This window comes from Burkholderia anthinoferrum, assembly GCF_002925705.1.
GTDB classification, from domain to species: Bacteria; Pseudomonadota; Gammaproteobacteria; order Burkholderiales; family Burkholderiaceae; genus Burkholderia; species Burkholderia semiarida.
The window spans coordinates 206,889-221,257 of the sequence record NZ_LFZP01000032.1 but is presented as its reverse complement, the minus strand read 5'-3'; the positions used below and the strand labels follow the sequence as shown (position 1 = coordinate 221,257).

The 14,369-nt window shown below is 67.2% G+C and carries 9 protein-coding genes; 7 read left to right on the top strand and 2 right to left on the bottom strand.

Annotated features, from left to right (window positions below):
- Nucleotides 1-323: 323 nt before the first annotated feature.
- Both C5F75_RS10350 and C5F75_RS10345 read right to left on the bottom strand, forming a co-directional pair.
- Nucleotides 324-1,595, bottom strand: a complete 1,272-nt coding sequence (locus C5F75_RS10350) for a M23 family metallopeptidase (RefSeq protein WP_099316381.1) — start codon at nucleotides 1,593-1,595, stop codon at nucleotides 324-326.
- A 341-nt stretch (nucleotides 1,596-1,936) separates the two neighbouring features.
- Complete coding sequence (locus C5F75_RS10345; protein WP_104012161.1) at nucleotides 1,937-2,584, bottom strand: TetR family transcriptional regulator; 648 nt, start codon at nucleotides 2,582-2,584, stop codon at nucleotides 1,937-1,939.
- A gap of 151 nt (nucleotides 2,585-2,735) precedes the next feature.
- On the opposite strand from C5F75_RS10345, the gene C5F75_RS10340 reads away from it, so the two are divergent.
- From C5F75_RS10340 to C5F75_RS10305, 7 genes are all read left to right on the top strand, one after another.
- Entirely contained in the window at nucleotides 2,736-3,938 is a 1,203-nt protein-coding gene (locus C5F75_RS10340; protein WP_099316382.1) for a MexX/AxyX family multidrug efflux RND transporter periplasmic adaptor subunit, read from the top strand.
- A 15-nt stretch (nucleotides 3,939-3,953) separates the two neighbouring features.
- The gene (locus tag C5F75_RS10335; protein ID WP_059584118.1) at nucleotides 3,954-7,094 is read left to right on the top strand and encodes a multidrug efflux RND transporter permease subunit; all 3,141 of its coding nucleotides are present in this window, start codon (nucleotides 3,954-3,956) and stop codon (nucleotides 7,092-7,094) included.
- Nucleotides 7,094-8,554 (top strand): efflux transporter outer membrane subunit, encoded by a 1,461-nt coding sequence (locus tag C5F75_RS10330; RefSeq protein ID WP_104012252.1) that lies wholly within the window; start codon nucleotides 7,094-7,096, stop codon nucleotides 8,552-8,554. Before C5F75_RS10335 ends, C5F75_RS10330 begins: the two co-directional genes overlap by 1 nt.
- A 756-nt stretch (nucleotides 8,555-9,310) precedes the next feature.
- Complete coding sequence (locus C5F75_RS10320) at nucleotides 9,311-9,823, top strand: fimbrial protein (RefSeq protein ID WP_099316384.1); 513 nt, start codon at nucleotides 9,311-9,313, stop codon at nucleotides 9,821-9,823.
- Between the two features lie 88 nt (nucleotides 9,824-9,911).
- Nucleotides 9,912-12,398 (top strand): fimbria/pilus outer membrane usher protein, encoded by a 2,487-nt coding sequence (locus tag C5F75_RS10315; protein ID WP_456151267.1) that lies wholly within the window; start codon nucleotides 9,912-9,914, stop codon nucleotides 12,396-12,398.
- 16 nt (nucleotides 12,399-12,414) lie between these two features.
- Nucleotides 12,415-13,161 carry a fimbrial biogenesis chaperone gene (locus C5F75_RS10310; protein WP_099316629.1) on the top strand — a complete coding sequence of 249 codons (747 nt, stop codon included), beginning with the start codon at nucleotides 12,415-12,417 and terminating at the stop codon, nucleotides 13,159-13,161.
- On the top strand, nucleotides 13,158-14,180 hold the full coding sequence (locus tag C5F75_RS10305; RefSeq protein WP_104012159.1) for a fimbrial protein: 1,023 nt from the start codon (nucleotides 13,158-13,160) through the stop codon (nucleotides 14,178-14,180). The genes C5F75_RS10310 and C5F75_RS10305 overlap by 4 nt, the downstream gene beginning before the upstream one ends.
- Nucleotides 14,181-14,369: the final 189 nt, after the last annotated feature.

Genomic DNA, 14,369 nt, shown 5'->3' with positions numbered 1-14,369 from the left:
CGAATATCACGGCAATCGAGTCAAATTGACGTGGCAATGCGCACACGGACATGTTTGGGACTCGATGCCGAACACGGTGGTCAATCGCGGTGCGTGGTGCCCGAACTGTTTTCGGTTGCGAATCACTCGGGATCCGGTATTGCGCCGGCGCTATGACCACGAGGGGATGTAGTGCGAGCCGCCTTCGGTATCAGGCGCAAGTCTGCTTTTACCCCGCGCCAAAACATCGGCTCAAGCCCGTGACCAGCGGACGGTGTAGAGAAGAGTGGCGGAGCACTTGACCGTACGCTCTTCCGCAACCACCAGGATCGTGTGCCCCCGAATCAGCTTCGCTCCGCCGAGTAGTGCGTATCGAAAACCGCACGCAGCGTCGACGGACCGGTCGCGAAATCGCCCCACAGCGGCCCGTCGTTCTGCGCGAACGCGAACGGCGTCGTCTTGATCGACGCAAGCCGGAAGCGCCATTGCGCGGCTTCCTGGCGGAACGCGGTGAGCTGCATGTCGGACAGCCCCGTCTGCGCGTTCGCGAGCGTGACGAGCGGATCGACCGGATCGTTCGCGACCCGCACCTCGAAATGCAGGTGCGGGCCGGTGGCTGCGCCCGTCATCCCGACCGACCCGATGCGCTGGCCCTGCTTCACCGTTTCGCCGACCTTCAGCCCGCGCGCGTACGCGGACAGGTGCGCGTAGTAGGTCGAATAGCCATCCGCATGGTCGACGATCACGTAGCGGCCATAGCCGCCCGGATCGGTGCCGACGAACGACACGACGCCATCGGCCGCCGCGTCGACCGGCGTGCCGCTCGGCGCGGCGAGATCGACGCCCGTATGGAACGCCATCGCCTGCGACAGCGGATGGATGCGCTCGCCGAAGAACGAGCTGATGCGCGTCCACTTGACCGGCATCGTGAACGCCGCGGCTTCGAGCGGCGAGCCGTCGAGCGTGTAGTACGCACCGTGTTCGGCGCCCGGCGCGTGGAACCAGATCGCGCCGAACGTGCGGCCGGCGACGCGCAGCTCGAGCGCGGTCAGGCGCGGCGTGCCGTCGTGCGTGTCGAACGCGAGGCGGTAATAGTCGCCGCGCTGCGCACTCGCGCGCATCGCGACCTTGCCGGTGACGAGATCGCCCAGCTGGATGCGCACTTCGGGCGGCACGTCGAGACGATTCAGCGTATCGGACAGCGTGAGCTCGATGTCGCCCGCGCGCATCCCTTGCCGGTGATCGGGCGACGCGAACTGGAACAGGCTCGCGTAGCCGAGCATGTCGTTGCGATGCGCGCTGAGCGGCGCGAACAGGCCCGGCTGCGGGCTGCGATCGTTGCGCTCGAGGTAGTCGTTGCGCTCGCCGAGCGTGCGTGCAAGCTCGCTCGTCACGAAATGCTGCGCGGTGGGAAACGGCGTATCGGACAGCACGCGCTGCGGCAGCGCGGCCGTGCCCGAGTCGACGGCGCCGGGCAGTTGCGATACGGCAGGCAGCGCGGCGGCGAGCCCGAAGGCGGCGAGGGCGCCGAGCACGGCGGCCGGCACGAGCGCGCGCACGAGGCGCTGCGCGCGGCCGGGCGCGAAAGCATCAGGGGTTGCGGCAGGCTTGACCAAAGGTGTCCACATCCAGGAAAGCGGTTCAAAGAGGTGTGGGCAGGAGCCGTCGGCGGTCCATGCGTCAGGGGGGCGACATGGCGGGCGACGGGCGTGCAACAAAACAGGCCCCGCCAGGGGCCTGTATCGTTCCCGTTCGACCCAACTCGCGGGGCGGGCCCCGCTTCGAACGGCGGCGTGCATGCCGGGTCGAACCCGGTTATCACGAAGACGCTAAAGAAAGATGACAGCGTCAGTCTACCGATGTTCCGCGAAACGTTAAAAATTTTAAAGAGGGTCAACTCATTCGTTTCGCAGTGCGGTAAGTCGGGTTAAATCAGCATTTGTTACGACGATTTTCGTTAGTCCGGCAATTTTTGCGCGCGCCGGCGCAGCGCGGCCGACGTGCGGACGGCGTCGAAACCGGCGTCGAGCATCGCCTCGGCGTCGTTCCACAGGTTGCCGCGCAGCCGGTTGGTCCAGATCATCGACGCGAACACGCCTTCGAGCAGCGACACCAGATAGACGGCAGCCAGATGCACGTCGAGATCGGCGGCGATTTCGCCGGCCGCGATCGCGCGACGCAGCAGCGCCTTCGTGATCCGCAGCATCTGCAGCTCGAGCAGCATGCGGCGCCGCTGCAGCGCGCCGTTTTCCTCGCTCTGCTCGCACTTCGTATAGAGGATCACGAGCACGCGCTGCATGGGGCCCGGCTCGCCGCATTCCTGCAGGTAGTGCGACGCGGCGCGCCGCAGCGTCGCGAGCGGCGGCAGGCCGTCGCCGGCGTCGAAACCTTCCGACGTGCGCGCGAACGCGCGGTCGCACATCGCCAGACAGACTTCCATCTTGTTGCGGTAATGGCCGTAGACGGCGCCCCGCGACATCCCGGCGGCCTCGGCGAGGTCCGCCATCGCGGTTTGCGCGACGCCTCGCTCGAGCAGCACGAGCTCGGCGGCGTCGAGGATCCGGTGCTTGATGGCGAGCGATTCTTCCCGGGTCTTGCGGGCCATGTCGTGAAATTCCTTACAGTTCGCTGTCGTTTTATTGAGACAGTGTGTCGGTCAGATTGAAGGAGCCTGTATTTAATCAGACATGACTGATTATAATCGGCCACCCTGAGCCGCCGCATTGTATCGGCGGCGAACGTTCCGAGGTCAGAACATGAATAACAAACGCACCCTGTGGCGCCGCACGCGGCTGGCGCCGTTCGCGCTCGCGGCCCTGCTGGCGGTGGGTGGATGCGGAAAGGGCGACGAGGACGCCGCGCCGGAGGCCGCGAAGCAGGCCGCCGTCGTGACGGTGCGCCCGACGGCGGTGCCGATGACCGTCGAACTGCCGGGCCGGCTGGACGCATACCGGCAGGCGGAAGTCCGCGCGCGGGTCGCAGGCATCGTCACCGCGCGCACCTACGAGGAAGGCCAGGAAGTGAAGCAGGGCGCGGTGCTGTTCCGCATCGATCCCGCACCGCTGAAGGCCGCCCGCGACGCCGCGCAGGGCGCGCTCGCGAAGGCGCAGGCCGCCGCGCTCGCGGCGACCGACAAGCGCCGCCGTTACGACGATCTCGTGCGCGATCGCGCGGTGAGCGAGCGCGACCACACCGAGGCCGTCGCGGCCGATACGCAGGCGAAGGCCGAGGTCGCTTCGGCGAAGGCGGAACTCGCACGCGCGCAACTGCAGCTCGACTACGCGACCGTCACCGCGCCGATCGCGGGCCGCGCACGGCGCGCACTCGTGACCGAGGGCGCGCTCGTCGGCCAGGACCAGGCGACGCCGCTGACGACCGTCGAGCAGCTCGATCCGATCTACGTGAACTTCTCGCAGCCGGCCGCCGACGTGGACGCATTGCGTCGCGCGGTGAAGAGCGGGCGCGCGACGGGCATCGCGCAGCACGACATCGCGGTGACGCTGCTGCGCGCGGACGGCACCGCGTATCCGCTGAAGGGCAAGCTGCTGTTCAGCGATCTCGCGGTCGATCCGACCACCGACACCGTCGCGATGCGCGCGCTGTTCCCGAATCCGGAGCGCGAGCTGCTGCCCGGCGCATATGTGCGGATCGCGCTCGACACGGCGGTCGACCAGCGGGCGATCCTCGTGCCGCGCGACGCGCTGCTGCGTACCGCCGACCGTACGTCGGTGCGTGTGGTGGGCGCGAACGGCAAGGTCAAGGACGTCGAGGTCACGGCCGACCAGATGAGCGGCCACGACTGGCGCATCACGCGCGGCCTCGCGGGCGGCGAGCGCGTGATCGTCGACGACGCCGCGCAGTTCGCGCCGGATACCACCGTCAAGCCCGTCGAAAAGGCGCCGCGGTCGAAGGCGGCGCCGGCAGCGGCCGCTTCGCGGGCGGCCGCCCGTCAAACCTGACCGGTTCAAACCAACATGGCACGTTTCTTCATCGATCGCCCCGTCTTCGCGTGGGTGATCGCCATCTTCATCATGCTGGGCGGCCTGTTCGCGATCCGCGCGCTGCCCGTGGCGCAGTACCCGGACATCGCGCCGCCCGTCGTCAGCATCTATGCGGCGTACCCGGGCGCGTCCGCGCAGGTCGTCGAGGAATCGGTGACCGCGCTGATCGAGCGCGAAATGAACGGCGCGCCGGGATTGCTGTATACGTCCGCGACGAGCAGCGCCGGGGCGGCGTCGCTGTACCTGACGTTCAAGCAGGGCGTGAACGCCGATCTCGCGGCCGTCGAAGTGCAGAACCGGCTGAAGACGGTCGATGCGCGCCTGCCCGAGCCCGTGCGCCGCGACGGCATCCAGGTCGAGAAGGCCGCCGACAACATCCAGCTCGTCGTGTCGCTGACGTCCGACGACGGCCGGATGACCGACGTGCAGCTCGGCGAATACGCGTCGGCGAACGTCGTGCAGGCGCTGCGCCGCGTCGAGGGTGTCGGCAAGGTGCAGTTCTGGGGCGCCGAATATGCGATGCGGATCTGGCCCGACCCGGTGAAGCTGGCCGGGCACGGCCTCACCGCGTCGGACATCGCGTCGGCCGTGCGCGCGCACAACGCGCGCGTGACGATCGGCGACATCGGCCGCAGCGCGGTGCCGGACAGCGCGCCGATCGCGGCGACCGTGTTCGCGGACGCGCCGCTGAAGACGCCGGCCGATTTCGGCGCGATCGCGCTGCGCGCGCGGCCGGACGGCTCCGCGCTGTTCCTGCGCGACGTCGCGCGCATCGAATTCGGCGGCAACGACTACAACTATCCGTCGTACGTGAACGGCAAGGTCGCGACCGGGATGGGCATCAAGCTCGCGCCGGGCTCGAACGCGGTGTCCACCGAGAAGCGCGTGCGCGCGACGATGGACGAGCTGTCGAAGTACTTTCCGCCGGGCGTGAAATACCAGATCCCGTACGAGACGTCGTCGTTCGTGCGCGTGTCGATGAACAAGGTCGTCACGACGCTGATCGAGGCCGGCGTGCTGGTGTTCCTGGTGATGTTCCTGTTCATGCAGAACCTGCGCGCGACGCTGATTCCGACGCTCGTCGTGCCGGTCGCGCTCGCGGGCACGTTCGGCGTGATGTACGCGGCCGGCTTCTCGATCAACGTGCTGACGATGTTCGGGATGGTGCTCGCGATCGGCATTCTCGTCGACGACGCGATCGTCGTCGTCGAGAACGTCGAGCGGCTGATGGTCGAGGAAGGGCTCGGGCCGTACGACGCGACCGTCAAGGCGATGCGGCAGATCAGCGGCGCGATTGTCGGGATCACCGTGGTGCTCACGTCGGTGTTCGTGCCGATGGCGTTCTTCGGCGGCGCGGTGGGCAACATCTATCGGCAGTTCGCGCTGTCGCTCGCGGTGTCGATCGGCTTCTCGGCCTTCCTCGCGCTGTCGCTGACGCCCGCGCTGTGCGCGACGCTGCTCAAGCCGGTGTCCGGCGACCATCACGAGAAGCGCGGCTTCTTCGGCGGGTTCAACCGCTTCGTCGCGCGGGCGACGCAGCGCTACGCGGCGCGGGTCGGCGCGATGCTGAAGAAGCCGGTACGCTGGCTCGTCGTGTACGGCGCGCTGACCGCGGCCGCCGCGCTGATGCTCACGCAACTGCCGACCGCGTTCCTGCCGGACGAGGATCAGGGCAACTTCATGGTGATGGTGATCCGCCCGCAAGGCACGCCGCTCGCGGAAACGATGCAGAGCGTGCGCGAAGTCGAGTCGGCCATCCGCCGCGACGAGCCGGCCGCCTATACCTATGCGCTCGGCGGCTTCAACCTCTACGGCGAAGGGCCGAACGGCGGGATGATCTTCGTCACGCTGAAGAACTGGAAGGCGCGCAAGGCCGCGCGCGATCACGTGCAAGCGATCGTCGCGCGCATCAACGAACGCTTCGCGGGCACGCCGAACACGACGGTGTTCGCGATGAACTCGCCGGCGCTGCCCGATCTCGGCTCGTCGAGCGGCTTCGACTTCCGGCTGCAGAACCGCGGCGGGCTCGACTACGCGACGTTCAGCGCCGCGCGCGAGCAACTGCTCGCGGCGGGCGGCAAGGATCGTGCGCTCACCGATCTGATGTTCGCGGGCACGCAGGACGCGCCGCAACTGAAGCTCGACATCGATCGCGCGAAGGCGTCCGCGCTCGGCGTGTCGATGGACGAGATCAACACGACGCTCGCGGTGATGTTCGGCTCCGACTATATCGGCGACTTCATGCACGGCACGCAGGTGCGGCGCGTGATGGTGCAGGCCGACGGGCGGCACCGGCTCGATCCGGACGACGTGAAGAAGCTGCGCGTGCGCAACGCGCGCGGCGAGATGGTGCCGCTCGCGGCGTTCACGACGCTGCACTGGACGCTCGGGCCGCCGCAGCTCACGCGCTACAACGGCTATCCGTCGTTCACGATCAACGGCTCGGCCGCGGCCGGCCACAGCAGCGGCGAGGCGATGAGCGCGATCGAGCGGATCGCCGCGAAACTGCCGGCCGGCATCGGCTATGCGTGGTCGGGGCAGTCGTTCGAGGAGCGGCTGTCGGGCGCGCAGGCGCCGATGCTGTTCGCGCTGTCGGTGCTGGTCGTGTTCCTCGCGCTCGCGGCGCTCTACGAGAGCTGGTCGATTCCGTTCGCGGTGATGCTGGTCGTGCCGCTCGGCGTGATCGGCGCGGTGCTCGGCGTCACGCTGCGCGCGATGCCGAACGACATCTATTTCAAGGTGGGGCTGATCGCGACGATCGGGCTGTCCGCGAAGAACGCGATCCTGATCGTCGAAGTCGCGAAGGATCTCGTCGCGCAGCGCATGTCGCTCGTCGACGCGGCGCTCGAGGCCGCGCGCCTGCGGCTGCGGCCGATCGTGATGACGTCGCTCGCGTTCGGCGTCGGCGTGCTGCCGCTCGCGTTCGCATCGGGCGCCGCGTCCGGCGCGCAGACGGCGATCGGCACCGGCGTGCTCGGCGGCGTGATCACGGCGACCGTGCTCGCGGTGTTTCTCGTCCCGCTGTTTTTCGTGATCGTCGGCCGCCTGTTCGACGTCGGCCCGCGCCGGCGCGGCGGCGCGCAGCCGACGACGATGGAGGGTTCGCAACCATGATGTTCGCGCTGAATGCACGCGCCGCGCGGCGGCTTCCGGCGGCGCTCGCCGCCGCGCTCGCGCTCGCCGGGTGCTCGCTCGCGCCGCGTTACGAACGCCCGGCGGCGCCGGTGCCGGCGACCTATGCGCCGGTCGACGGCAATACGACACCGGCCGGCGCGTCGGCCGCGGCGCAGGATGCGGCGCTGCTCGACGACTGGCATGCGTATTTCACCGATCCGGCGCTGCAGGCGTGGATCGACGCGGCGCTCGCGAACAATCGCGACCTGCGGATCGCGGCCGGCCGGCTCGAGGAAGCGCGCGCGCTGTACGGCGTGCAGCGTGCTGACCTGATGCCGTCGGTTGATGCGAATCTCGGCTATGAACGCGCGCGCCAGTACGATCCGGTCGTGCGCGAAAGCGCGATCAGCGGGCTGTACCGCGCGGGCGTCGGCGTCAGCGCATACGAGCTCGACCTGTTCGGCCGCGTGCGCAACCTGTCCGACGCGGCGCTCGCCGAATATTTCGCGACGGCCGACGCGCAGCGTACGGTCCGCATCGGCGTGATCGCCGAAGTGGCGGGCGCGTACGTTTCCGAACGATCGTTGCACGAGCAACTGGCGCTCGCTCAGCGCACGCTCGATGCGCGCGAGCGGATGGCCGCGCTCACGCAACGCCGCTATGCGGCCGGCACGAGCGACGCGATCGAGCTGCGCTCGGCCGAGATGCTGGTGGCGTCCGCGCGCGCGTCGCAGGCCGCGCTGCGGCGCGAGCATGCGCAGGCCGTACGGGCGCTGCAATTGCTGGCGGGCGACTTCGCGCGCAGCGTGCCCGGCGACGCGACCGCACTCGACGCGCTGTCGATCGCGCCCGTGGCGCCCGGTGCGCCGAGCGCATTGCTCGAACGGCGGCCGGACATCCGGCAGGCCGAGGCACGGCTGAAGGCCGCGAACGCGAACATCGGCGCGGCGCGCGCGGCGTTCTTCCCGCGCATCGCGCTGACGACGGACTACGGCTCGGTGAGCGACGCGTTCTCGAGCCTGTTCGCGGCTGGCACGAGCGTGTGGACGTTCGCGCCGCGCATCACGCTGCCGATTTTCGCGGGCGGCCGCAATCGCGCGAACCTCGACGTCGCCAACGCACGCAAGGACATCGCCGTTGCCGAATACGAGAAGGCGGTGCAGACCGCGTTTCGCGAAGTGGCCGATGCGTTCGCCGCGCGCGACTGGATCGACCGGCAGCTCGCCGCGCAGCAGGATGTATATGAGGCGGACGGCGCGCGGCTGAAGCTGGCGGAGCGTCGCTACGCGGGCGGCGTCGCGACTTATCTCGAACTGCTCGACGCCCAGCGCAGCACGTACGAGTCGGGGCAGGAACAGATCCGGCTCAGGCAGCTCAGGCTCGCGAACGCGATCGCGCTGTACCGTGCGCTCGGCGGCGGCTGGGCGCCGGCAACGGCGGAGGCCGCGGCTTCCGCGTGACGTGCGATTCGTCGCCCGACGCCGCGGCGTGTCGGGCGACTTCACGGCGGCCACGCGCTTCGACGTTCGGCCGCCGCTTCGACAGGGCGTACCGCCCGCCGTGCCGCCGATCGTCGTCGGCGCTTCCTTTCACCGTTCGGCGGACCGTCTCCGCGCTTTTCATTTCGCCCAATCCGGCATGCCAGCCGCGTTCCAGCGGCCGCGCGTGCATGCGGTTTCACGATCGGCAATTGACGATCGAATTAATCAATGCATTGGAATTAATGGCGGCGACAAAGTGTCGCGGTAAAACGTTTGTATGCTTTTCGCAATCGTTTGCGCGATAAATCCATATCGATGGAGTGCCGTCGTTAATTTCCTGTCAGTTGAAAATGGCGCGATATTCGCGTTGCAATATGACAACGGTGGCGGCTTTGGACAATGTTTTGTCTTTTGAATGGCGCTCCCATGCAAACCAATGCAGGCAAGGGCTGGTGGCGCGACAGCGATTATCGGCAAGAAATTCCCTTAATCTTCAACCAGTTCCGAAAAATAAAAAAGGACTGCGGATGAAAATTCGATAATTGAAAATGGAAAGGAAAGAATGCGGGTTTAGAGGGGTAAATCGAACATTGTCAGGCGGATTTGACAATGATTTACAGAAATCTTTCATGGTTATCTCGATAATGCCGCCTCGTGACGGACGGGAGCCACCACACGCTGCCGTTTGCGTCCGCCACGTCATCCATTCCATTTGCACTCCTTACGGGAAACTTCATGAAAAAACCCATCCTGACCGCTGTCGCACTCGCGGCCCTGTCCACCTCGGCCTTCGCGGCGGGCACCGGCACGATCAACTTCACCGGCGAGATCGTCGCGGGCGCATGCGGCATCGACTCGGGCTCGGTCAACCAGACCGTGAACCTCGGCAAGGTGCCGACCAACGTGTTCAAGCAGGCCGGCGACAAGTCCACGCCGACCAACTTCGACATCAAGCTGACCGATTGCGACACCAGCGTCGCGAAGAACGCGTACTTCACGTTCACGGGTACGTCGAGCGCCGGCCAGCCGAAGCTGCTCGCCACGATCGGTTCGGCAACCAATGTCGGCATCCGCCTGCAGGCCGCGTCGGGCGAGTACCTCGACAACGGCGCCGAACAGAAGGCGCCGACGGTGCTGCAGAACGGCACGAACATCGCGCGCTTCGCGGCGATGTACGAAGCGACGGCAGCCGGCGTGACGCCGGGTACCGCGGACGGCGTCGCGAACTTCACGGTCCGCTACCAGTAAGCGTCCGTACCGGAGGAGGGAGGCGTGCATCCCTTCCTCCGTCATCTTTCCCCCGTTTTCCTTCTCCCTGGACTCCCGGTAGCGCCGCGTGCGAATCAGACATTCCTTCCTTTGCGTCTCCGTGCTGGTCGTCGGCAGCCAGAGCCAGGCGACGGAATTCAATTCGTCGTTCCTCGACATCGGCGGTACGAACAACGTCGACCTGTCGCAGTTCTCGCAGCCCGACTTCACGTTGCCGGGCGAATACATGCTCGACGTGCAGGTCAACGACCTGTTCTACGGGCTGCAATCGATCGAGTTCATCGCGCTCGACGCATCAGGCGCGGGCAAGCCGTGCCTGCGGCCGGAGCTCGTCGCGCAGTTCGGGCTGAAGCCGTCGCTCGTGAAGGATCTGCCGCGCTTCCAGGGTGGGCGTTGCGTCGACCTCGGCGCGATCGAGGGCGCGACCGTGCGTTACCTGAAAAGCGACGGGCGGCTCAAGATCACGATTCCGCAGGCGGCGCTCGAGTTCACCGATTCGACCTACCTGCCGCCGGCGCGCTGGTCCGAAGGCATTCCGGGTGCGATGCTCGACTATCGCGTGATCGCGAACACGAACCGCAACTTCGGCTCGGGCGGCGGCCAGACGAATTCGATCCAGGCGTACGGGACGGTCGGCGCGAACTGGGATGCGTGGCGCTTTCGCGGCGACTACCAGGCGCAATCGAACGTAGGGAATACCGCGTACGCGGACCGCACGTTCCGCTTCAGCCGGCTGTATGCCTTTCGCGCGCTGCCGTCGATCGAATCGACGGTGACGTTCGGCGACGACTACCTGAGCTCCGACATTTTCGACACGTTCGCGCTGACGGGTGCGTCGATCCGCAGCGACGACCGCATGCTGCCGCCGTCGCTGCGCGGCTATGCGCCGCTGATCTCGGGCGTCGCGCGCACCAACGCGACCGTGACGGTGTCGCAGGCCGGCCGCGTGCTGTACGTGACGCGCGTGTCGCCGGGCGCGTTCGCGCTGCAGAACATCAATACGAGCGTGCAGGGCACGCTCGACGTGGCGGTCGAGGAAGAGGACGGCAGCGTGCAGCGCTTCCAGGTGACGACGGCCGCCGTGCCGTTCCTCGCGCGCACCGGGCAGTTGCGCTACAAGGCCGCGGTCGGCAAGCCGCGCCTGTTCGGCGGCGCCGGCATCGCGCCGTTCTTCGGCTTCGGCGAGATCGCGTACGGGCTGCCGTTCGACATCACCGCCTATGGCGGTTTCATCGCCGCGTCGGGCTACACGTCGGTCGCGCTCGGCGTCGGCCGCGATTTCGGCGCGTTCGGCGCGGTGTCGGCCGACGTCACGCATGCTCGGGCGCGCCTGTGGTGGAACGGCGCGACACGCAACGGCAACTCGTATCGCGTCAACTATTCGAAGCACTTCGACGGGCTCGATGCCGACGTGCGCTTTTTCGGCTACCGCTTCTCCGAGCGCGAGTACACGAACTTCGCGCAATTCTCGGGCGATCCGACCGCGTACGGCCTCGCCAACAGCAAGCAGCGCTATTCGGCGACGCTGTCGAAGCGCTTCGGCGACACGTCGACCTATTTCTCGTACGACCAGACGACCTACTGGGCGCGCGCATCCGAGCAGCGGGTCGGCCTGACGCTCACGCGTGCGTTCTCGATCGGCACGCTGCGCAACCTGAACGTCAGCGTGTCGGCATTTCGCACGCAGAGCGCGGGCGCGAGCGGCAATCAGTTCTCGGTCACCGCGACGCTGCCGATCGGCGGCCGCCACACCGTCACGTCGAACCTGACGACGGGCAGCGGCAGCACCAGCGTGAACGCCGGCTACATCTACGACGATCCGGCCGGCCGCACGTATCAGGTCAATGCGGGCGAGACCGACGGGCGTGCATCGGCGAACGCGAGCTTCCGCCAGCGCACGTCGGCGTACCAGCTCACCGCGCAGGCATCGACGCTCGCCAATGCGTATGCGGCCGCGTCGCTCGAGGTCGACGGCTCGTTCGTCGCGACGCAGTACGGCGTGTCCGCGCACGCGAACGGCAATGCGGGCGATACGCGGCTGCTGGTGTCGACCGACGGCGTGCCCGACGTGCCGCTGTCGGGCACGCTTGCGCATACCGATTCGCGCGGCTACGCGGTGCTCGACGGCATCTCGCCGTACAACGTGTACGACGCGACCGTCAACGTCGAGAAGCTGCCGCTCGAAGTGCAGGTGACGAACCCGATCCAGCGCATGGTGCTGACCGACGGCGCGATCGGCTTCGTCGAATTCTCCACCGCGCGCGGCAGCAATCTGTACCTGACGCTGACCGACCCGGCCGGCAAGCCGCTGCCGTTCGGCGCGTCGGTGCAGGACGCGGCGAACGGCAAGGAACTCGGCATCGTCGGCGAGGGCGGTGCGGCGTTCCTGACCCAGGTTCAGCCGAAATCCACGCTGGCGGTGCGGGCGGGCGAACGGACGCTCTGCACGATCGACGCACTGCCGAGCCAGCTCCAACTCGAAGGCACGCCGATTCCGGTGACGTGCCGGACGTCCGGCGAGTCGCATGCGGCGGCCGCGCGCGTCGAACGATGATTTCACGGATCCAGCGATGAACAATTCCTTTGCCCTTTCTTTCCCGCGGCGCGCGCTGTGCGCGCTCGCGACCGCCGGCGCGCTGCTCGCGGGCGCCGCCCATGCGGCGATCGTGCCCGATCGCACGCGCGTGATCTTCAACGAAGGCGAACAGGCCGCGATCGTGACGATCACCAACAAGAGCACGACGTATCCGTATCTCGTGCAGTCGTGGCTGGAGGACGCGAAGGGCAACAGGGTCACGTCGCCGCTGATGGTCGTGCCGCCGCTGCAGCGCATCGAGGCGAACGAGCGCAACGTGCTGCGAATCGCGAAGCTGCCGGGCGCCGAGCTGCCGGCCGATCGCGAAACGGTGTTCTATCTGAACATCCGCGAAGTGCCGCCGAAGACCGACACGCCGAACACGCTGCAGATCGCGCTGCATACGCAGATGAAGCTGTTCTACCGGCCGAAGGCCGTGCAGCCCGCCCGCGACGAGGACTGGACGCTGCCGATGACGCTGCGCGTCGACGCGGCCGCGCACAGGCTGGTGTTCGACAACCCGACGCCGTACCACGTGACGGTCGTCGACGTGAGCGCGGGCGCGCAGAAGACGCCGGTGCCGATCGACCCGGTGATGGTGAGCCCGATGAGCACGGCCGACGTGCCGTTCAAGGCGGCGACGCCGTCGACGCTGTTCGTCACGCATATCGACGATTACGGTGGCCAGGTGGCGGTCGAATATGCGTGCGACGCGGGTGTGTGCAAGAGCGTGAAGCGATGAGCGGGGGCATGCGTCAACGGGTGTCGCCGGCGGCATGGTTGCGCTGGGTCGTCCTCGCGCTGCTGGTCGCGGCGGTGCAGCCGGCGTGGGCGCTGCGCTGCCTGACCAACAGCGGCGCGACTTCGTTGACCGAGCCGATCGGCGGCGTGGCGTCGTACCCGACCGATGCGCCGGACGGCTATGTGATCTGGGTGTCGCCGGTGCGCACGACGTCGGGGTATTGCTACAAGGATCTGGGTGACGCCGGCAGCCTGAAGGTCGTCGACAACATTTACTTCTACGCGAATCCGAATCGCACGGACCCTGCCGCATGGGGGCTCGAGATCGGCATCCGCTACAAGGGCGTCGATTATTTCGACAAGACCAGCAATCGCGGCGGCGGGGTGTTTACCGGGTATGCGGTGCCGCCGTGCAGCCGGTACGACTTCGATCGGGGCCGTTGCCAGCGCACGAACATCAGCATCGACTACCAGGTCGTCGTGCGCAAGAAGGGCAACTGGATCCAGCCGCCGAGCGATATCTATACGGTGTTCCAGTTCGACGGCGAGTTCGGACTGAATGCGTTCGGCACGAGCTTCCAGTACCGCCTGAGCGGCCTGCGCAACCTCAAGCCGACGCCGTGCTTCGTCGACGTGCTCGTGACGCCCGAACCGGGCATCGTCAATTTCGGACAGGTGCAGGCGGCGGGTAGCGGCTTCCTGCCGGCGGTGCCGCGCAAGCGGTTCTCGTTGTCGTTGACCAAGAAGTGCAACGTCGCGGTGCGGGTGGACGGGTATTTCGAAACGAGTTTTCCGGTCCAGAACGGTTTGCTGGTGCCGGCGAAGGACAGCAATTTCGGGATCGGCATCGAGGACAGCCAGGGCAGGGCCATTCCGTTCAACCAGCAGTTCACGCTGGCTCAGTTCGCGTCCAACGTGATGAATCAGAGCGTGTTGATGGACGCGGTGCTGAAGTCGTTCGGTCCGCCGAAGATCGGACGATTCGACGCGACGGCGACGATTCGGTTGTTTATCTACTGACGGCGGACGGCGGCGGGCACGGCCGAAGCGGCGGCACGCGGATCAAGGGAAACGGCGGCGTGTCGGCGTTTTTTCAAACTCGCCGCCAGATGGTGCGGCCGGATGCGTCCCATCCGTCAAAACATGGATTCCGTCGATTGTTCAGACAAATCCCGACAACCGGAAGGGTCATCCTGTAATCGGATTGAG

Bases quoted from the DNA above. Each gene is read 5' to 3' on its own strand.
- C5F75_RS10310 (WP_099316629.1), top strand. From the start codon at position 12,415: ATGAACAATTCCTTTGCCCTTTCTTTCCCGCGGCGCGCGCTGTGCGCG.
- C5F75_RS10340 (WP_099316382.1), top strand. From the start codon at position 2,736: ATGAATAACAAACGCACCCTGTGGCGCCGCACGCGGCTGGCGCCGTTC.
- C5F75_RS10335 (WP_059584118.1), top strand. From the start codon at position 3,954: ATGGCACGTTTCTTCATCGATCGCCCCGTCTTCGCGTGGGTGATCGCC.
- C5F75_RS10305 (WP_104012159.1), top strand. From the start codon at position 13,158: ATGAGCGGGGGCATGCGTCAACGGGTGTCGCCGGCGGCATGGTTGCGC.
- C5F75_RS10330 (WP_104012252.1), top strand. From the start codon at position 7,094: ATGTTCGCGCTGAATGCACGCGCCGCGCGGCGGCTTCCGGCGGCGCTC.
- C5F75_RS10345 (WP_104012161.1), bottom strand. From the start codon at position 2,584: ATGGCCCGCAAGACCCGGGAAGAATCGCTCGCCATCAAGCACCGGATC.
- C5F75_RS10320 (WP_099316384.1), top strand. From the start codon at position 9,311: ATGAAAAAACCCATCCTGACCGCTGTCGCACTCGCGGCCCTGTCCACC.